Raw genomic sequence first — 19,463 nt, forward strand, 5'->3', positions numbered from 1 at the left:
CCTCTGTGTCGCGCGAGGCCCTGGCCCCACGCGCGTTGAAATCCAATCAAGCCATCCGCAGCGCGGAGATTTCCTGCCGCCCCACCACCGCCAGCCCCTGCTTCACGAGGAAGAGCTGGCTGCCCGAGTCCACGAAGGGCTCGGTGTCCGGAAAGTCGCGCACCGCTTCGAGGCGCCCCTGCCGCAACTCCACGCGGACGAGCCCCGAGTCCGTCGCGCAGAACAGCGCGTCCCCCGCGGCGCACCGGCCTCGCGCTCCGCTGCCCAGCCACGAGCCGTCACCCGCCTCGGCCACCGCCGCCGCTCGCAGCGTCCCGTCCGAGCCCACCACCATGCAGTGGTGCAACGTGCGCCCGCCCGATTCCTCCGTGAGGAACAGCCACGCATTGGGCCCGTCGAAGACGCACTCCGCATCCACCAACTGTCCCGACGGCCACGGCAGCGAGAGCCCGTCCTTCAACCCCGAGCGCCCCGCGTCGAACACGAACGCTCCACGCAGCCCGCCGGCCCGGTGGAAGCCCAGCCCGAAGCGAGGCCCCACGAAGAGGCGCGTCTGTCCTTCGAGCACGTCGCCAATGCGCTCGGCGCTGTACGCCCCGTCCCGCCACAGGCCGCCCCCCGCGGCCCAGTAGCGGTGACGCGCGTTGGCGGCGAAGGCAGGCCGTCCCCCTGGAGCATCCACCCCCATGCGCTCCACGGCCCGCCCCGGCGCCAACACCGCCACCTCTCCTCCCCGCCCCACCAGCGTCACGTCCCCCTGCAACTCCCACCGCAGCGACGGGTCCAGCGGCCCCCTCATCACGACGCGCCCGTCCTCGCGCCGGTATGCCCCTTCCGCGTGGTACAGCCAGCGCAGCACTCCGTCCTCCGCGCTCGCGTGTACGAGCCCCCCGCGCGTGCGGAACAGCCGCGTCGACGTCACCTGTCCGCGCGCCGACGTCACCGGCGTCACCGTGGCCGTGGCGTTCGGCTGGCACGTGGGGCACGCGCCGCGCGCATGCTCCACGCCGCACGAGCCGCACGTGCTGAAGCGCAGTCCCTCCAGCAGCGGCAGCGGGAAGGCGCCGCGCAGGTCCTCCACGAAGACGCGGTGCAGGTGGTGCAGCACGTCGTCCGGCAGCGTGGACAGCGGAAGCGCGGGCTTCGGGTACTGCACCTCCGGATGGAACACGGTGACGCGCTGGAGCACGCGGCTCGCGGGCGTCGTGCGCATCCCCGGCGTCTTCGGCCGGTGCACGCCGCCATGCGGGCCCACGCACAACAGGCCCTGCATCACCGTCACCGCGAAGGCGTACCAGTCGCTCTCCGTCGACGCGGGCTTCGTGGGCAGCAGGCCGCCGCTGTTCCCCACGCGCAGCGGGTCGAGGAAGCGCTCCGTGAAGACGGGGCAGAGGAACGCGCCGAACTGGAAGCTGTCCGCGTCGATGAAGTACGCATCCGTCGCGCCGGCGACGAGCACATTGAGGTCGTTGAAGTCCCCCACCACCACACCCGACGCGTGCACGGCGTCGAGCGTGCGGTGCAGCCCGCGCAGCACCTCCACCACGCGCGCGGACGTGGCACCGGCGCGGCGGAACGACGGCTCGCCGAAGCGACGTAGCGGCTCCACGGCGTCGAGCTTGCGCATCGCATAGCCCAGCACCGTCTGCCCCTTCTTGTCCGTGGCGAGCGCCTGCGGCGTCACCACGCGCCCGGGCAGTCCGGCCGGGAAGGCGCGCAGCTTGCGCTGGTGCTCGTCCAGCCGGGCGCGCGCGGCGGCCTGCTCCGCGGGCAGCCCCGTGTAGTCGGGGTGCTCGGGCGGCTTGAACAGCTTGAGGGCGCGGCCGTCTCCGAGGTCGAACACGTCCGCCTCGCCGCCCTTGCCCAGCGCGCTCGCCGGACTCACCCGTACCTTCTTCCCCTCCAGCCAGACGTCCATGGCGTCACGCCCTCCCCAGGATGCGGCGGCGCAGCACCACCACCGTCGTGTCATCCGCCAGCAGCCCCGGCGTGCGCACCACGCGGCGAGCGTCGAAGTCCGCGCGCACCGACTCGCGGTTGAGCAGCGCGAGCCGGCGCCGCAGCGCATCCGGGTTCGCGAAGTACCGGTCGTCCGTCCAGAGCTGCGACAGCGGGCCCACGGGCTCGTCCTTCTCGGGGACTCGCGCCGAGGCGAGCCGCGCCAGGTCCGCCACACCGTCCGTTCCCAGCAGCAGCGCGTGCACGTCCTCGGTGGGCACCAGCGCCTGCGTGGACAGCGGCACGTCGTCACCGCTCACCAGCGCATAGGCGAGGTACGGCGGCGCGTTCCCCGGAAAGGGCCCGAGCGGATGCACCTCGCCGTTGAGCGCCCACACCCCGTCCCCCGCGGAGAAGATGAGCGTCTTCGAGGGCGTCACCACCGCGCCCACCACGGTGAAGAGGAAGTCCGCGAGCACGTCGCGGCCCAGCTCGCCACGGAGCTCGCCGAGGAGGCACAGCACGTCCTCGCGCAGGCCGGGGAGGAAGGAGGCCGAGTCCACGCGCTCGCCCTCCTCGAGCCGCTGCTGCGCCGCCTGCACCAACCTGCGGACGCCGAGCTGCGCGCCCAGCTCGCTACACGGCTGGCTGCCACACCCGTCCGCGACGACGGCCACCAGCCCGTGCTCGCTGGCGCGGATGCACAGCGCGTCCTGGTTGTTGCGCCCCGCCCGGGCGTGCTCCCGGCCCTGAACCGAGGCGGCGGCGATGTCGAAGGGCAGCGCGGACATGACTCTCCCGTGGCCCTCTTCGGGCACGGACAGCGGGACGACACTCAGGGCGGTCGCACCTCGCCCGTGGCCTCCCCACGGACGGCGGCCTCCTCACGTCCCTGGAAGCGGGCGCCGCCGGGCGCGCCTCTCCTCTCGTGGCGCGGCGGGCGGTGCCCCGTTCCAGGTTCGTGTTTCTACGACACTAACATAGTGTCCACACGACACCATGTCAAATCAATCGGGCCCGCTCGCACCTGGGGACAGGGCCGCCGTTGGCTCCGTGGCACTGCCCAATCGGAATTTCCCGCCGAGGATGACCAGATACTCACGAAAGGCATGGGTTGAACCACGCGTTGTCACCACGGTGGCTCCTGCGCTCGAGACGTGCTCGCGTAGAATGAGGGGAGCTCATCGAGAGGAGCCCGCCATCCGTCCCTTCCGTCTTGCCGAAAACCGCCTCGCCGTGCCGGGAGTCATCGGCGTGCGTTCTCCGAGCAGCCTGTCCTTCGGCGGCACGGTGCACGTGCTCACCGGCCCCGACGCGGGGTTCCCCGAAGCCCAGCCCCTGGTGGAGTGGAAGAACGACGTGGCCCTGGTCGACGCTCGCGAGCTTCCAACCGAGCTGCGGAAGCAGGCCGACCTCCGGCTCCCCGAGGAAGAGCGCTCGGAGTTCGAAGTCTATCTCTGGGAGATGGCGGAGCAGGACGCCGAGTTCTCGCCCGACACGCGCGAGCTCAAGGCCCTGGCGCTCGACCAGCTCGCGAGGTTGACGTCCCTGGATGCACAGACGCGCCACTTCCTGGAGAGCCATGGCCAGGCGTACTGGCTGGCGGGCTACACGCGGCACTCGGACACGCTCTGGGTCCACCGCGTGGGAGGCACCGCGCCGTTCCAGTCCTGGGTCCACCGGCGGGAAGCGGTGCGCGAGGACGAGACTCCGAGCGCGCCGGGCTGGCTGTCACAGGAGACCTGGTCCGAGCTCCAGCGCGCCCGCTGGGCGGACCGCGTGCTCCGAGCCCTGAGCGGCGGTGTGGTGACGGAGGCCTCGCTCCTGCTCGCCCACTCCTACAAGGGCAGGCAGAACCTCCTCGAGGACGACATCACCCAGGCCGGCATCGAGGCCGCCGCGCGCATGGCCGAGGGCGCGGACGAGGTGGAGCTTCCCCTCCACGGGCCCGCGCGGCGCGTGCGGCTGCCCGGCTTCACGGTGAAGGTCTGGGAAAGCGACCCGCTCGACGCAAAGACAGGCACGCCGGCGCCCTCGCACGAGACGTACGTCCCCGCCGAGGACGCGTGGGTGGTCGTGAATGCGCCCGCCTGAAGCGTCAAAGCCTCACAGCTCGAAGTTGAAGCCCGCCTTCTCCAGTTGTTTGTATTTCTTGTGGTCGAACCGGTAGAGGCGCGCGGCGCGGTGGGAGACGTCCTGCTCCACCTCGTCCAGTTCCTCCAGCAGGTCCATGGCGAGAATCTTCTTGCGGAAGTTCCGCTTGTCGAGCGGCCGCTCCAGGATGATTTCGTACAGCCGCTGGAGCTGCGTCAGGGTGAACTTGGGCGGCAGCAACTCGAAGCCGATGGGCTGGTAGCGGACCTTGCCCTTCAGCCGCTGCAGCGCGGTGGCCAGGATGTCCGCATGGTCGAAGGCCAGCTTCGGCGTGTCCCAGACGGAGAACCACGCCGCCTCGCGAGCGTCCGTGGCCGCGTGAGGCCGGTGGTCCGTGAGCTTCACCAGCGCGAAGTACGCCACCGTGACGACGCGCCCGCGTGGGTCCCTGTCCGGAGCGCCGAAGGTGTAGAGCTGCTCCATGTGCGCGGGGCGGACGCCGGACTCCTCCTCCAGCTCGCGGCGCGCGGCATCGTCGAGCGCCTCGTCCATGCGCACGAAGCCGCCGGGCAGCGCCCAGCGTCCCGCGAAGGGCTCCACGCCCCGGCGGATGAGGAGCACCTTCAGGTCCTCCTCGTCCTGGCCGAAGACGACGCAGTCCACCGTCAATGCGGGCCTGGGATACTCGTAGGTGTGGCTCACGGCTCTCCGTTCAGGGGGCGCTGGAGGCACCATCGTGTCCAGCGCACACACCCGAGTCAATTCGGAGGCCGGCGATTCGATTACACCCGTACCATGCGCGACAGCTGGCGCCAGTCGACGAGCTGGACGCTCTCCTCGGCCAGGTCGAACTCCAATGACTTGCGCATGCCGATGACGTCGCCGCCCATCTGGAAGGGCACCTCGCGGTCGAAGTCCATGCGCAGGCGCTGGACGAACCAGTCGTGCATGTGGGGGATGGGGTGCTCGCCGCGCCAGAGGCGGAACATGTTGCGCGTGGCCTCCAGCACCGAGCCGCCGTACACGCGCACGGACAGCCGGTGCGGCACGGCCTGCGCGAAGGGGAAGGCCTTGAAGCCGAAGCCCCACTCGGGCGTGGTGGCCGCGCCCGCGACGCCCGCCGGCCCGCGGTACAGCAGCGCGCCCTTCTCCCCATGCGACACCGGCTGCACCGCGCCGCGCGCGTCCACGGTGAGCGCGGTGTCTCCGAGGTTGTAGACGGACACCTGCGGGTTGCCGTCGCCGAAGACGTGGCGCGGAATGGTCCGGGTGAACATGGCCCCGAGGTACCCGCGCAGGCCCGCCTGCTGGCTCTTCAGCGGCCCGGCCATGGTGAGCTGGTTCTTGAAGTCCTGAATCATCTCCGCGTCCCAGCCGGTGCCGGCGAAGGGGGCGACCTTGCCCTCCACGCGCACCAGGGCGAAGGGGCGCAGGGGCGGCAGGCGCTCGCCCACCGCGGCAATCTGCTTCAGCGCCAGCGCGGGCCGGGGCGCGCCGGTGACGCGGGCCCAGGCGTTGCCCGTGCCCAGGGGCAGCACGCCGATGGCCGGCAGCGCGACGCCCGCCGTGCGGAGCTCATTGAGGAGTCCGGTAATCGTGCCGTCCCCTCCTCCCGCGAGCAGGAGCTTCGGAGGGTTGGGGCGGAGCGTGTCGGAAATCCAGCTCCGCGCCTCCTCCAGGGAGCGGGTGAGCGCCACGCGCGCCCGGGGGAGGAAGCGCTCCACGAGGCCTCCGACTCCTTCGGTGCCCCGGCGGGCGCGCAGGTTGACGAGAACGGCGATGTCGGTCATGGCGGCCGGACTCTCCCCAGGCTGTGTCATGGCCCGGTCACGGCACCGCAACCCGGGGCAGCCCGTGACGCAAAGGTGACCCTTCTCAGCTCGCGAGCGCGTGGGCCACACGCACTCCGAGTCTTCGTCCGGCCCCTCCCCGGCGGAAGGAGACAGCGGCCGCGGCCAGTCCACCCGCCAACAGCAGGCGGCGCAGCCACTGCTTGCCGGCCGAGCGGTACCCACCGGACGTCCCGGTGCCCTCGGACATGGGACGGAAGAGGCTGCCGGAGGTGTGCCCCTGGCGCACCTGCTCGAAGTGGTGGCGGTCGGTGATGCCGCGCATGGTGCGCTCGAAGGTGGCGGGCATGAGGCCGTGCATGGCGGCGAAGCTGCGGGCGGCGGGGCCCACCATGACCTCGGGCCTGGGCGCGCGCAGGACGCCGAGGATGGCGCGGGCGACACGCTCGGGCGTGTAGACGGGCTCCACGGGGCGGATGCGCCAGCCGGTGTAGTTGGCGGTGTGTTGCCACAGCGGCGTGTCGATGGCGGCGGGGAGCACGGTGCACACGTCGATGCCGGTGTTGAGCAACTCCTGGCGGACGGATGAGGAGAAGCCGCGCACGGCGTGCTTGGAGGCGACGTAGGCGCTGACGTACGGCGCGGCGACGGTGCCGAAGGTGGAGGCGACGTTGACGAGGGTGCCGTAGCCCTGGCGGCGGAACTGCGTCACGGCGACGCGGGTGCCGGTGACGGTGCCGAAGAAGTTGGTCTCCAGGAGCTGGCGGAAGGCGTCGTCGGGCGTCTCCTCGAGGCTGCCCATGAGGTAGACGCCGGCGTTGTTGATCCACGCGTCGAAGCGGCCGAAGGCGCTGATGGCCTCGTCGGCGAGGTGGCGCACGGCGGAGGGGTTGGAGACGTCGGTGGGGACGACGAGGGCGCGCACGCCGTGGGACTCGCACTCGCGAGCGAGGTCATCCAGCGGCTCCTCGCGGCGGGCGGCGAGGACGACGTGGGCGCGCTTCTTCGCCAGCGCGAGCGCCGTGGCGCGGCCGATGCCACTGGACGCGCCGGTGATGATGACGACCCGGTTCTTCCAAGCACGCTTCATTGGGTTCCCCTTTCTTGCCGGGCCGAGCCCCTGCCCCAATCCCCTCGCGAAGATGGGGATGGCACGTTGCGGCGCACCCGGCCGTCGCCAGCCCACCCGGGGGGCAGGCGGCGGAGCGGACGGGGGTCCACGGGCGGGACGGGGCACGGTGGGCCCTGGCGGGGTTCCAGTGGGGACGGAAGGCCAGGGAAGTGTGGACAAGGGGTTGGAAGGACTGGGCTTTCTGGGAGGGGCGGCCGGTTTGAAGGAGGGCGGGGAGGCTTGGTATGTGCGCTCGACTGTCGGGTAGCCGACGGAACGCTCCCTGCACCGGGGCTCGCGCCATGAACTCCCCAAGACCCTTCTTCCTGCTGCCCTGGGTGGCTGTCGTCCTGCTGTCTTCACCGGCGTGCATCAGCGTGCCGGACATCGAGCCCGCGAAGGCGGAGGTGCGCATCACCTCGCCGGACGGGACTGCGTACACGAATGGAGTCCTGGAGGTCCGGCTGGAGGTGACGGGCCACACGCCGGAGCGTGTGGAGTTCTTGAGTGACGGCGAGGTGGTGGCGCAGGTGGAGGCGCCGTACGTGTACGCGTGGGACACGACGGGGGTGGCGGAGGGGACGCACGAGTTGGTGGCGCGGGCGGTGTTCGGGGATGTGACGTTCCCGAGCGAGGCACGCGAAGTGGTGGTGGACCGGACGGCGCCGACGGTGGTGTCGAGGACGCCGGAGCCGGGGGCGCAGGATGTCTGGGTGAAGGCACCCATCCAGGCCGTGTTCTCCGAGCCATTGAAGGCGGCGTCGCTGACGAGTGATTCCCTGCGCCTGACCGTGGGTGGGGTGGAGGTGGCGCGGACGGTGACGGTGTCCGCGGATGGGCGGACGGTGACGGTGGTTCCGGGGGCGGGGTATGAGCCGTCGAATCTGGTCAGCCTGATGTTCTTGGCGCAGGTGGTGGACCTCGCGGGCAATCGCGCGGTACCGCCTGGAGAAGCGTGGACGTGGCTGGTGCCCTACTGGGTTCCGTGGGGGAGCGCTGACAACGCCATTGTCGGCACCGCGTCCGAACACATCGAGCAATACACCTTCGACAACTCAGGCAGCCTGACAGCCCTCTGGAAGGTCATGAATGGCAGCGGATTCTCCATATACGCCAGGAGATTCGAATCGGGCGACTGGAAGACACTCGGTCAAAGCCTGGCAACCGCACAGGACGACTGGGACATCCCGTCTAGAGAAATAACATTTGATGGCAATGGCGTTCCCATCGTCGCCTGGAGCAAGCGGACCGCCTCGAATAGCCTCAAGAAATCGATCAGGAAATGGGTCGACAATCAATGGCTAAGCCTTGGAGATGGACCAAACTCTCCTGATGGATTTCCCTTGGAGCCATTCCTCAGTCTACAGACGAGCCCTCAAGGCAACCCCAGTATTACGTGGAGCGCAGTGGACGCAGGTGGAACAACGGCCAAACTGTGCACGAGCGAATGGCATTCTCCCAATTGGATTCCATTTGGCACTTGTTTCGACATCCAGTACAACACTGTCTACTACACAAATCCGATACTGAGATTCTCCCCCTATGGGAACCCTACTATTTCATGGTTCGAAGAGCACAGCGGATACAACACGGTAGTTTCCGGCCAGTACATAAATGGGACATGGACACGGCTGGAGGGTGATTGGGGCGACCACGGCACCGATCTCCAAATCGCCAGTGTTTCGATGACTTTCAACAGCAGCGGATTACCGGTAATCGCTTGGAATACAAATCTTGGGGACGGGAACTACGCTCTTGCCACGGAGCACTGGAGTAGCGAGGAATGGCTCACTCTGGGCACCTTCCTCCCAGTTCGTCCGATAGGTGCCTGGGCCAGCCATTCGCTCCAAGCCGACTCGAGCGGCACTCCATTCCTCGCCTGGGCAGACAACGGACGTCTTCACGTGCAACGCTGGACTGGAGCAACTTGGCAGTTCCTTGATGATGCCTCCAACTCCGAGAGCAGCTACATCTCCCCCAAGGCGTTACAAGTCACTCAATCAGGACTCCTCGTGCTGACATGGTTTCACTCGGACGGGGATGAATCCCGCATACGGATGCGTCGCTTCAACCACTAACACTCAGGCTCACTCGCTCGCCTCAGAAGACCTGGATAGGTTACAGGTCCTCTGCCGCGCGCCAGATCATATTAATCGCATCCCAAGGTTGGTTCGATGCAAGCTCGTGTAATCGCCATTCTCGTCGTTGCATTCCCTCTTCTGACATATGCGGCACCGCGCCGCATGGTGGTGGCCAGCGGCGACTGTACCGACGCGGAGCTGGGCGGCCAGACCAAGGCCTTCCTGGACACACTCGCGTCCCGCCCCGAGCAGAACGTGCTGACCGCCACCGAGTTCGGCGAGCGTCTCTTTCCGCAATCCACCCGGAGCTTCGAAGACCTCCAGCGCCAGCTCGAAGCCGCCCAGGACCACTTCTACGAGGGCCGCAACGGCAAGGCCGACCAGGCTCTCAACGAAGCCCTCCAGCAAATCAACCGCCTCCCCGTGGGCGAGCCGCGCTGGAAGCTCTTCGTGGATGCCCAGCTCCTCCAGGCCCTGAACTACCGAGCCCTGGGCAAGGCCAAGGAGAGTGACAACGCCTTCCGCAACGTCCTCCGCCTCCAGCCCGACTACGAGCTCGACCCGGACATGTTCGCCCCGTCCGTCCGCCAGAGCTTCGACAAGCTCCGCCGTGAGCTGGCCAAGGCGCGCAAGGTGAAGCTGTCCGTGAAGTCCTCGCAGCCCGCCTCGGAGGTGTATCTGGATGGCCTCAAGATGGGTCAGACGCCTCTGACATTGGAGGTGACCGCTGGCACCTATGACATCACCCTCGTGAAGGGCACCACCACCAGCTTCCCGCGCCAGGTCCAGGTGCAGGGCACGGAAATGCCGCTGCTCATCGACGTGGCCTATGAGGGCTCCGTCTCCGCCAGCCCCTTCCCCTGCCTCGCGTCCCGGGATGGCAACGACGAGCGGACACTGAGCCACTCCGTCCGCCTGGGCGGAACGCTCGGCGTGGAGGAGGTCATCGTCGTCCGCCTGGAGCGCCCGAGCAGCGGACCGAAGTGGTTCGCCGCCACCGTGCTCAACGTCGAGGGGGGCCAGAAGCTGCGCGAGGGTGGCTTCAAGACGCAGGGCCTGGACGCTCCCGCCGAGGCCCTCTCCGCCCTGGTGGACTTCGTCACCACCGGCCGCTCCCCGTCCAACCTCGTGGTGATGAACGCCAACGGCAAGGCGCCGTGGGAGCAGCCCGGCAACGTGGACAAGTCGGGCGGCGCGCAGGGAGGCATGGACCTCAGCGCACCCAATCGGCTGGCGGACGGCAGCGAGGGTGCGGCGGCTCCGAGCTCGACCTCGGGGCTGCGCACTGCGTCTTATGTGGCGCTCGGCGTGGGCGCAGTAGCGCTGGGTGGCGCGGGCGCGGTGCGACTCATGGCGCAGAAGGACCTGGATGCGCTGGAGAAGCGGCTCAACAACGGCCGCATCCTCTCCACGGACAAGGAGTCCCTGACGCTGCGGGACTCGCTGGCCCAGAAGGGCAATGTCATCACAGGGCTGCTCGTCGGTGGCGGGGCCGCGGTGGCCACGGGTGCCGTCCTGTTCCTGCTGTCGCCCTCCTCGGCGACGCCGCCTCCAGTGTCCGTGGGCGTCTCCATGGATGGAGAGGGCGCGTCGGCCATGCTGTCCGGCTCGTTCTGAGATTCACGACGCGGCGTGTCCTGGTCCTCCACCAGGACACCGCCGTGAGCCGGGACCGCGCACGGAAAACAGCGTGGGCTCCAACGGGCGCGTAGAGTGCGCCGCATGATGCGTGCCCTCCTTGTCCTGCTGTTGGCCACGAGCGCCTCCGCCGCGGCCCCTCGCACCTTCCGCGTCGACTACTTCCACACCGGCAACGCCGCCGAAGAGCGCTTCAGCTTCGACCGGGCCGTCGTCGAGCCACTGCCCTGGCCCGGCCACGCGGCGCGCGCCATCGACGAGACGAACCTCGGCAAGTACCTCTTCGAGGTGCGGGACAGGGACACCAACCGCCTCCTGTTCTCCCGCGGCTTCGCCTCCATCTACGGCGAGTGGGAAGTCACCACCGAGGCGAAGAACCTGCACCGCACCTTCCACGAGTCCCTGCGCTTCCCCGCGCCGGAGAAGCCCGTGCAGGTGCTCCTCAAGAAGCGCGACACGCAGAACGCCTTCCGCGAGGTGTGGTCGCTCGTGGTGGACCCGAAGGACATGCTCGTGGACGCGTCCTCGCCGCCCGCGCCGGGGCCGCTGCTGAAGCTGGTGGAGAACGGCCCGCCGGAGGACAAGGTGGACCTGCTCATCCTCGGTGACGGCTACACCGAGGCCGAGCGCCCCAAGTTCGAGAAGGACGCCCGTCGCATGGCGGACATCCTCTTCACCTTCTCGCCCTTCAAGGAGCGCAAGGCGGACTTCAACGTCTGGGGGCTCATGCCCGCCGCCACGCAGTCCGGCATCTCCCGGCCGTCCACGGGCATCCACCGGCGCTCGCCCCTGGGCACCACGTATGACGCCTTCCGCAGCGAGCGCTACGTCCTCACCTTCGACAACAAGGCCTTCCGTGAGGCGGCCGCCTTCGCGCCCTACGAGTTCGTGGAAATCCTGGCCAACGGCAACACCTACGGCGGCGGAGGCATCTTCGGCCTCTACGGCACCGTGGCTTCCGACAGCTTGTGGGCGCCGTATGTCTTCGTCCACGAGTTCGGCCACCACTTCGCCGGCCTGGCCGACGAGTACTACACCTCCGAGTCCGTCTACGCGCCCGCCGACGAGCGGCTGGAGCCCTGGGAGAAGAACGTCACCGCGCTCCATGACCCGGAGCAGCTCAAGTGGAAGCACCTGGTGACGCCGGCCACGCCGCTGCCCACGCCGTGGAACAAGGATGGCTATGAGAGCCACTCCAACACCGTGCAGAAGCAGCGGCGGCAGATTCGTGCCCAGCGCAAGCCGGAGTCGGAGATGGATGCCCTCTTCGTGGCCCAGCGGGACTGGGAGGAGAAGTTCCTGTCGACCCAGAAGTACTCGGGCAAGGTGGGCGCCTTCGAGGGCGCCATGTACGAGGCACGTGGGTATTATCGACCCCAGCTCGACTGCGTGATGTTCACCCGCGACAGGGTGCCGTTCTGTGCGGTGTGTCAGAGCGCGATTTCCGAGGTCATCGACCTGTACGCGGGGCCGGCGAAGTCCTCTCGCGGCGGCAGTCCTTGAACACCCGCCAATTCGTGCATTTCTCAAAGTGACATGGTGATGACGGGGGGGCCGCCGGATGGACCCCCCGTGGGTTCGGGTGTAAGGGGGGCCAGAACCTGTTTCCATGGAGGGGAACGCATGCTGAGGCGGAACTGGCTTCCGGCTCTACTGACTGCCGTGTTGGTCACGGTGGGCACGGGCTGTGGCGATGAGTGCGTAGACCAATTCGACTGTCGCAACGACAACGGTCAGCCCGACCAGGGCAACGAGTGGACCTGCAATGATGGCAAGTGCGAGCAGCGCGCCATCAACCAGCCAGGGACGGATGCCGGTACTGACGCGGGCACGGATGCCGGTACGGATGCGGGTACCGACGCGGGCACGGATGCCGGTACGGATGCGGGCACCGACGCGGGCACGGATGCCGGTACGGATGCGGGCACCGACGCGGGCGTGAAGGCGTGCACCGACACCGCCACGGGCTCGGGCCAGGACCAGGGCTGCACCGCCGCGGCCCCGGTCTGCGACACGGCGAATGACAAGTGCGTGGTGTGCCTCGCGGGTACGGGCACGGGCCCGGCAACGGGCTGCGAGGCCACGGCCCCCATCTGCGACACCGCCGCGAGCGGTGGCGCCGGCCAGTGCAAGGCGTGCCTCGACACGGCGCAGGGCTCTGGCCAGGACCAGGGCTGCGCTTCCCCCACCAACATCTGCGACACCGCCGCGAACGGTGGCGCCGGCCAGTGCAAGGCGTGCCTCGATTCGGCACAGGGCTCGGGCCAGGACCAGGGCTGCAGCTCTCCCACGAACATCTGCGACACCGCCGCGAACGGTGGCGCCGGCCAGTGCAAGGTGTGCCTCGATTCGGCCCAGGGCTCGGGCCAGGACCAGGGCTGCAGCTCTCCCACGAACATCTGCGACACCGCCGCAGCCAATGGCGTAGGTGAGTGCAAGGTCTGCACGTCCACTGTCGGCTGCCAGGGCAGCCAGACCTGCAACGCGACGGGCACCGCTTGCGAGGGATGCGCGGACAACACCTCGTGCGCCCCTGAGACCCCGGTCTGCCGCACGGACACCCAGCCGACCGTCTGTGTCGAGTGCACCACCGGCAGCGCGGACCTCTGCGACGCGACCAAGCCGTCCTGCAACAACAACTTCTGCGGCTGCTCTTCAGACACGCAGTGTAAGGACGAGCCGAACAGCGACCGCGACTTCTGCGACACCACGGCCAACAACGGCCGCGGCGTGTGCGAGGTGTGCGTGACGGATGCCAACTGCGCTTCCGTCGATGCGACCAAGCCGATCTGCAACAACCGCACGGCCTGCGTGCAGTGCCTCAGCAACGCGAACTGCTCGCTGACCCAGGTGTGCAACGCCTCGAACACCTGTGAGAACTCGGGCGTTCCCACGACCCCTGCGCAGACCAGCACTCAGATTCAGGCGGTTCTGGATGCCGCTGCGGGCACTGTCAACCTGCCCATCACCGGCGCGTTCGTCACCTTCATCAAGCCCACGGTCGCAGGCAGCACCGAGCCTGCTGGCTACTTCGTCCAGGCCGAGTCCGCTGGCCCCGCGCTCTTCGTGATTGATAACAATGCGGTCGCCGTGGGTGACCGGGTGAGCTTCACCGTCACCAGCAAGGCTGACCCCGCGACGAACAACCAGCAGCGGATTGCAAGCGCCATCACGGGCTTCACCCCTATCAGCAAGGGCCATCCGGTCCAGGCGCTCGATCCGGCGGGCTTGAAGGTCGACATCTCGGGTCTGGATTTCGCCACCAGCCGGTCTGTTGATCTCGAAAACGAGCTTGTCGCCGTCAGCGGCACGGTCAGCGCCATGGGGAGTGGTGGCGCCGGCTTTACGGCCTATCAGCTCAAGACCACGGGCACGCAGACGCCCAGCAACAACCTGCGGCTCCGCGTGCCGACGGCCCTTGCTACGGATCGCGACCTCGTCGATACGTGCACCGTCGCGGTGCAGGTGGGTGCGGTCTGGCGCTTCACGACCCAGACTCAGGTGTCCGTCTTCGACCCGGCTCAGTTCACCGTTCCGAACTGCCCTGCTCCGAAGCTCACGCAGGCCCGTGCGCTGAGCACCACGCAGGTCCGGCTCACCTTCGACCGCAAGATTGCCGCTGCGTCGGTGCAGGCGTCCGACTTCACCATCAATACGCTCACCATCACTGAAGCCACGGTGAGCGGCTATCAGGTGACGCTCACCACCTCCGAGCAGACCGCGAGTACCGAGTACACCGTGACGGTTTCGGGAGAGGTAACGGATCTCGCTGGCAAGCCCATCAGCAGTACGGCCAACAGCGCGAAGTTCTTCGGCGTGACGCCTCCGCCTTCTGGCGCCGCGCTCGTCATCAATGAGGTGGATTACGACACGGTGGGCACGGATACAGCTGAGTTCATCGAGATCTATAACCGGGGCGGTGCAGCGGCCGACCTCTCCGACGTCATTCTGCTGCTCGTGAATGGCGGTGAGACAGCCAATCCGCGTCGTGAGTACCTGCGATTCCCGCTGAGCGCCGCAACGGATGCCACTGGCACGGTCACGACTTCGCTGCCCCCGGGCGGTTATCTCATTGCGGCTCCGGCGAGCTTCTTCACCAGCAACTCCCTGCCTGCGGGGGTCTTGCGCCTCACCATTGCCACGACTGGCAGTACGCCGCAGCAGGACATCATCCAGAACGGCAATGGTGATGGCATTGGCCTGCTGCAAAACACCCCGGGTACGCTTATTGATGCCGTCTTCTACGAGCCGGGTACCCAGAACGCGGTGTTCACCATTGCAACCGGGGATGGGGATAAGCAGCTCACCTTCGTGGAGGGCACCCGCACGTCGACGTCTGACTCGAACTCGGTAGCCGGTTCGCTCCAGCGCATCCCGAACGGTAGCGACACCAACAACAACGACTACGACTTCGCGTTCCTGCCCTCCACGCCGGGCACCGGGTCGCCGTAGTCATCACCAGGCCGCGGAACTTAGTTCCCACGGCTGAGACATCCGGGCCGCGGCTCTTCGAGAGCCGCGGCCCTTTTCTTTTCCACGGGTGAGCGGGGACCCCTGGGCCTGTATTCATGCAACACGTTACAGTGAGGCCCTTTTCTTCAGCGCCCCGGCCGTATCGCGGGCCGGAGTCTCCATGCGGCTGTCCCGCGTCCTGTCGCTGCTGCTCGCATCGCTGCTCACCGCGTGTCCGGGCTCCAAGCCTGTCGAGCCGCTCGTGCCTCTCGCGGACGCCGGTTCCGACGCTCGTGACGGTGGCGGTTCGTCCCTCACGCTCACCACCGACGCGCTCCCAGCGGCCACTGTCTCCAAGCCCTACCGTGCGTCCCTCACCGCTTCCGGCGGTTCGCCCGCGTACTCGTGGCAGCTCGTCCAGGGCACCTTGCCTTCCGGGCTGACGCTCTCCGGCTCGGGAGAAATCACGGGCACTCCCTCCGCTCCGGGCACCGCTTCATTCACCATCGAGGTCCGTGACTCCACCGGTCAGACCGCTCGGAGAGGGCTTGGCATCGAGGTCGTCAGCGCTGGCTTTGACATCACCACGACGTCCCTTCCGGATGCGTATCTCGGCAGTGAGTACACAGCTGCGCTCACCGCCTCCGGCGGCACGTCACCGTATGTCTGGGTCATCGCGGGAGGCTCGTTGCCTTCAGGTGTTCGGCTGGGCTCGAATGGCCACTTCGCGGGCACTCCTGTAGGGGCCGGTACCTTCACCGTCACCCTCAGCGTCCAGGACGCCTCCGGCCTCTCCGCACAGCGCGACTTCACGCTGTCTGTCTTCGCGCCACCCTCCATCTCCAGTGCTTCGCTCGACCTCGGCGTCGTCGGCGCTCCCTACTCCGCATCCCTGAACGCCAGCGGCGGCCGGGCTCCGCTATCCTTCCGCATCGCCTCGGGCTCGCTCCCAGAAGGGCTCCGGCTGGAGGGGAGTTCCATCTCCGGCACGCCCACCGCTCCGGGCACCGCGTTCTTCACCGTCGAGGTTCAGGACGCCAACGACCGCACGGCCTCCGCCTCCTTCCAGCTCACCGTTCGCGGCGTCCTCACCGTCACCCCCACCACCCTGCCCGGCGCGTACACCGATGCGCCCTATACGAAGGGCCTCACCGCCGCAGGTGGAGAGCCTCCGTACAACTGGGTACTCACGCAGGGCTCGCTGCCCTCGGGGCTGCGACTCCTTTCTTCTGGCGCCATCGAGGGTACGGCGTCCACCACCGGCACCACCTCGTTCACCGTCCGCGTCACCGACTCGCTCGACGCAACGGATACGCGCGAGGTATCGCTCACCGTCTACGCGCCTCCCACCGTGGCCACCAGCTCGCTCGCGGACGGGTACGTGGGCAGCGTGTACACCGCTGGCCTCCAGCCCTCCGGCGGAGCTCCGCCCTACTCCTGGTCCATCGACTCAGGCGCCCTTCCCCAGGGGCTCGCACTCACGTCGAGCACTGGCGCCATCACCGGGACTCCCGCCACGAACACCGGCACCTTCTCCGTCACCTTCCGCGTCACCGATGGCGGCGGCCGAACCTCCCTGCGCCTGCTGTCCCTCACCGTGTACCGGCCTCCGTCCCTCTCGGGCCCGCCGCTCCAGCTCGAGGGCTATGCCTCCGAGCCCTTCAGCGCCACGTATGTCGTCTCCGATGGGAAGCCTCCATACACCTACTCCACGGCGAGCCCCCTGCCCGCGTGGCTGACGCTCGCCAGCAACGGCAAGCTCCAAGGCACTCCCGGCTCCGCGGGCACCACCTCGGGCCAGGTCCGCGTCTCCGACGTCAATGGACGCACGGGCTCGCGTGACTTCTCGCTCACCACGTACCTGCTTCCATCCGTCACCACGAGCTCGCTCCAGGATGGCCACACGGGCACGTCCTACTTCGCAACGCTCTCCGCCTCCGGCGGCAAGGGGACGCGCACCTGGAGCATCTCCTCCGGCTCGCTTCCGGTCGGGCTCGGTCTGTCCTCGTCGGGAGACCTCAGCGGCGTCCCCAGCAGTGGCAGCTCGACGTTCACCGCTCGCGTCACCGACACCAACGGCCGCTTCGCGGAGCGCACCTTCACGCTGACCGTCTACCTTTCTCCGTCGGTCACGACGACCTCACTGCCGGATGCCGTCCGAGGCCAGCCCTACAGCACCACGCTCACCGCCTCCAATGGCCGCGCACCGCTGAGCTGGAGCTACGACGGCTCGCTGCCCGCAGGACTGTCGCTGTCCTCCCTGGGCGTCCTCTCCGGCACGCCCACGTCGAGCGGCACCTCGAGCTTCACCGTCACCGTGAAGGATGTCGACGGGTTCACGGGCTCGCGCTCGCTGTCGCTCACCGTTCGCGGCACGAGCTCCATGCTCACCGTGGGCCACTGGAACCTCGAGTGGTTCGGCGCTCCCAACCAGGGGCCTCCGAACTCCACCTCCGACGGCGGCGTCAGCGACGACCTGCAGGTGGCCTACGCGCGCGATGTCCTCGGCGACGCGGGCGTCAACCTGTGGGGACTCGTGGAGATGGTGGACTCCGCGGACTTCGCCACGCTCAAGGCGCAGCTTCCCGGGTACAGCGGCTTCCTCGCCAATGACGTGTCCTATGTCCCCGGCGGCTCCTCCTGGTACAGCGCCGGTGAGCAGAAGCCCGGCATCCTCTACAACAGCTCCCTCACGTACCACTCCGGCCAGCTCATCCTCACCTCGCAGGCCGCCGACTTCGGGGGTCGGCCTCCCATGCGCGTGGACTTCACCACCCGCGTCAACGGCACCGACGTGCCCCTCACCGTCATCGTCCTCCATATGAAGGCGTTCGATGACGAGGTCTCCTACGGGCAGCGTCAGCGCGCCGGAGTCGCGCTCAAGAGCTACCTCGACACCCTCCTGCCCACGGACCGCGTGCTCGTCATCGGCGACTGGAACGATGACATCGACCGCTCCATCACCCGCGTCGATGGCAGCTACCTCACCAGCCCCTTCGAGCCCTTCGTGCTCGACTCGTCCCACTACACCTTCATCACCCAGCCGCTGTCGCTCGCAGGCGAGCGCACCACCGTCGAGTACCGCGACGCCATCGACCACACGCTCGCCACCAACGAGATGGCCGCGGACTACCTGTCCGGCACCGTCCGCGTGCTGCGCCCCGATGTCTGGATTCCCGACTACGTCAACGTCGTCAGCGACCACTACCCCGTCATCAGCCGGTATGACCTTGGTGGCGGCGGCTCGACTCCGTCCGAGCCCGTGCTGTTCATCAACGAAGTCCTCGCCAACGAGCCCTCCATCGACGGCGGCGTGGGCGACCCGCATTACGAGTTCATCGAGGTGCTCAACGCCGGCGCCTCCAACGCGGACCTGTCCGGCTGGAGCCTGTGGGACTCGGCCGTGGTGCGGCACGTGTTCCCCTCGGGGACGTCTCTGGCTCCGGGCCGCGCCTTCGTCGTGTATGGCGGTCCACGAGCCTTCCCCGCGGGCGCCCCCAACACGCAGGCCGCTTCCACGGGACAGCTTGGCCTCAACAATGACGGTGACACCGCCAGCCTCCGCGCTCCCGACGGCGGCGTCGTGGACCTGGCGGGCTACACCGACACCCTCGATAACGTGTCCATCAATCGGGCACCGGACGGCGTGCCGGACGCGGGCTTCGTGCGCCATACCGCGCTCAATCCGAGCCTCGGCTCCTCCGCGGGCCGGCGCGTGGATGGCGGCGCGTACTGACGCAGCGAGCTTCAGCGCGGGGGCGGCGTCTCTCCCGTGCTCGCCCCTCCGCCGTCCTCTTGCTGTGCCGTGTCCTGCTCGGGCGTGGCGGGTGACTCGGGAGCGGGCAGCGTCTCCACCTGGTGCGCCACGAGACCTCCCGGGCCGGCGCTGTAGCTCACGCGGACGTAATTGCCCGGGTGCATCGCAATCAGCGACACGGCGTCATTGCCTCTCAACAGGCGCGTGTCGTGGTTCACCTCGAAGTCGTGCTCCGTGCCCTGCGCGTCGCGGACGAGGAGCTCGTTGTCTCCCACCCACGACACCTGCCCCGAGACGCTCATCTCCACCTCGGGACGGCCCGAGCCTCCCTGTCCGGACTGGGGCTGGGGGCCGGACGGCACTGGCTGCGGCACCAGCTCCGAGGGCCCCTTCAGGCCCTCTGGGGCCCGCTCCTTCGAGGACAGCAGCCCCTGCAGTACCTCGGAGCGTCCCTCGCGCTCGCTCGCCGAGGGCTCGGTCGTCTCGCCGACCCGGTCCCGGCAGCTGCCCAGCCACAGGCCGCACACCGCGAGCGCCACGAACGTCCAGCCGCGTCTGCCGCCCATCGTCTCGTGCCCTCCCGCTCGTGAGAGAACTCCGAG

Annotated in this window: 12 protein-coding genes; 6 read left to right on the forward strand and 6 right to left on the reverse strand. The window is 68.4% G+C overall.

The window, feature by feature from the left end:
* Positions 1–46 precede the first annotated feature (46 nt).
* Complete coding sequence (locus tag ACVTJA_RS50885; RefSeq protein ID WP_465831971.1) at positions 47–1,918, reverse strand: hypothetical protein; 1,872 nt, start codon at positions 1,916–1,918, stop codon at positions 47–49.
* Positions 1,919–1,922: 4 nt separating this feature from the next.
* Positions 1,923–2,729, reverse strand: a complete 807-nt coding sequence (locus tag ACVTJA_RS50890; RefSeq protein ID WP_465831973.1) for a protein phosphatase 2C domain-containing protein — start codon at positions 2,727–2,729, stop codon at positions 1,923–1,925.
* A gap of 463 nt (positions 2,730–3,192) precedes the next feature.
* On the opposite strand from ACVTJA_RS50890, the gene ACVTJA_RS50895 reads away from it, so the two are divergent.
* The gene (locus ACVTJA_RS50895; RefSeq protein WP_465831975.1) at positions 3,193–4,032 is read left to right on the forward strand and encodes a hypothetical protein; all 840 of its coding nucleotides are present in this window, start codon (positions 3,193–3,195) and stop codon (positions 4,030–4,032) included.
* 12 nt (positions 4,033–4,044) lie between these two features.
* On the opposite strand, the gene ACVTJA_RS50900 is transcribed toward ACVTJA_RS50895, so the two are convergent.
* The 3 genes from ACVTJA_RS50900 to ACVTJA_RS50910 all read right to left on the reverse strand — a co-directional run bounded on the left by ACVTJA_RS50900 (position 4,045) and on the right by ACVTJA_RS50910 (position 6,912).
* Entirely contained in the window at positions 4,045–4,734 is a 690-nt protein-coding gene (locus ACVTJA_RS50900) for an NUDIX hydrolase (protein ID WP_465831977.1), read from the reverse strand.
* Between the two features lie 80 nt (positions 4,735–4,814).
* Positions 4,815–5,822 carry a diacylglycerol/lipid kinase family protein gene (locus ACVTJA_RS50905; protein ID WP_465831979.1) on the reverse strand — a complete coding sequence of 336 codons (1,008 nt, stop codon included), beginning with the start codon at positions 5,820–5,822 and terminating at the stop codon, positions 4,815–4,817.
* An 85-nt stretch (positions 5,823–5,907) separates the two neighbouring features.
* The gene (locus tag ACVTJA_RS50910; RefSeq protein ID WP_465831980.1) at positions 5,908–6,912 is read right to left on the reverse strand and encodes an SDR family NAD(P)-dependent oxidoreductase; all 1,005 of its coding nucleotides are present in this window, start codon (positions 6,910–6,912) and stop codon (positions 5,908–5,910) included.
* Positions 6,913–7,235: 323 nt separating this feature from the next.
* Here ACVTJA_RS50910 and ACVTJA_RS50915 point away from each other — a divergent pair, with 323 nt between their 5' ends.
* The 5 genes from ACVTJA_RS50915 to ACVTJA_RS50935 all read left to right on the forward strand — a co-directional run bounded on the left by ACVTJA_RS50915 (position 7,236) and on the right by ACVTJA_RS50935 (position 18,840).
* Positions 7,236–9,011 carry an Ig-like domain-containing protein gene (locus tag ACVTJA_RS50915; RefSeq protein ID WP_465831981.1) on the forward strand — a complete coding sequence of 592 codons (1,776 nt, stop codon included), beginning with the start codon at positions 7,236–7,238 and terminating at the stop codon, positions 9,009–9,011.
* A 96-nt stretch (positions 9,012–9,107) separates the two neighbouring features.
* Positions 9,108–10,631 carry a PEGA domain-containing protein gene (locus ACVTJA_RS50920; protein ID WP_465831983.1) on the forward strand — a complete coding sequence of 508 codons (1,524 nt, stop codon included), beginning with the start codon at positions 9,108–9,110 and terminating at the stop codon, positions 10,629–10,631.
* 105 nt (positions 10,632–10,736) lie between these two features.
* Positions 10,737–12,155 carry an IgA Peptidase M64 gene (locus tag ACVTJA_RS50925; protein WP_465831984.1) on the forward strand — a complete coding sequence of 473 codons (1,419 nt, stop codon included), beginning with the start codon at positions 10,737–10,739 and terminating at the stop codon, positions 12,153–12,155.
* A gap of 120 nt (positions 12,156–12,275) precedes the next feature.
* Complete coding sequence (locus tag ACVTJA_RS50930; RefSeq protein ID WP_465831986.1) at positions 12,276–15,104, forward strand: lamin tail domain-containing protein; 2,829 nt, start codon at positions 12,276–12,278, stop codon at positions 15,102–15,104.
* Positions 15,105–15,285: 181 nt separating this feature from the next.
* Positions 15,286–18,840, forward strand: a complete 3,555-nt coding sequence (locus ACVTJA_RS50935) for a putative Ig domain-containing protein (RefSeq protein WP_465831987.1) — start codon at positions 15,286–15,288, stop codon at positions 18,838–18,840.
* An 11-nt stretch (positions 18,841–18,851) separates the two neighbouring features.
* Here ACVTJA_RS50935 and ACVTJA_RS50940 read toward each other — a convergent pair whose 3' ends face one another.
* Positions 18,852–19,427, reverse strand: a complete 576-nt coding sequence (locus tag ACVTJA_RS50940) for a hypothetical protein (protein ID WP_465831989.1) — start codon at positions 19,425–19,427, stop codon at positions 18,852–18,854.
* Between the last annotated feature and the right edge of the window lie 36 nt (positions 19,428–19,463).

The sequence above is a fragment of the Pyxidicoccus sp. M6 genome (assembly GCF_055568925.1).

Coding starts and splice junctions, on each gene's coding strand:
- ACVTJA_RS50910 (WP_465831980.1), bottom strand. CDS start 6,912: ATGAAGCGTGCTTGGAAGAACCGGGTCGTCATCATCACCGGCGCGTCC.
- ACVTJA_RS50890 (WP_465831973.1), bottom strand. CDS start 2,729: ATGTCCGCGCTGCCCTTCGACATCGCCGCCGCCTCGGTTCAGGGCCGG.
- ACVTJA_RS50915 (WP_465831981.1), top strand. CDS start 7,236: ATGAACTCCCCAAGACCCTTCTTCCTGCTGCCCTGGGTGGCTGTCGTC.
- ACVTJA_RS50905 (WP_465831979.1), bottom strand. CDS start 5,822: ATGACCGACATCGCCGTTCTCGTCAACCTGCGCGCCCGCCGGGGCACC.
- ACVTJA_RS50925 (WP_465831984.1), top strand. CDS start 10,737: ATGATGCGTGCCCTCCTTGTCCTGCTGTTGGCCACGAGCGCCTCCGCC.
- ACVTJA_RS50930 (WP_465831986.1), top strand. CDS start 12,276: ATGCTGAGGCGGAACTGGCTTCCGGCTCTACTGACTGCCGTGTTGGTC.
- ACVTJA_RS50885 (WP_465831971.1), bottom strand. CDS start 1,918: ATGGACGTCTGGCTGGAGGGGAAGAAGGTACGGGTGAGTCCGGCGAGC.
- ACVTJA_RS50920 (WP_465831983.1), top strand. CDS start 9,108: ATGCAAGCTCGTGTAATCGCCATTCTCGTCGTTGCATTCCCTCTTCTG.
- ACVTJA_RS50940 (WP_465831989.1), bottom strand. CDS start 19,427: ATGGGCGGCAGACGCGGCTGGACGTTCGTGGCGCTCGCGGTGTGCGGC.
- ACVTJA_RS50935 (WP_465831987.1), top strand. CDS start 15,286: ATGCGGCTGTCCCGCGTCCTGTCGCTGCTGCTCGCATCGCTGCTCACC.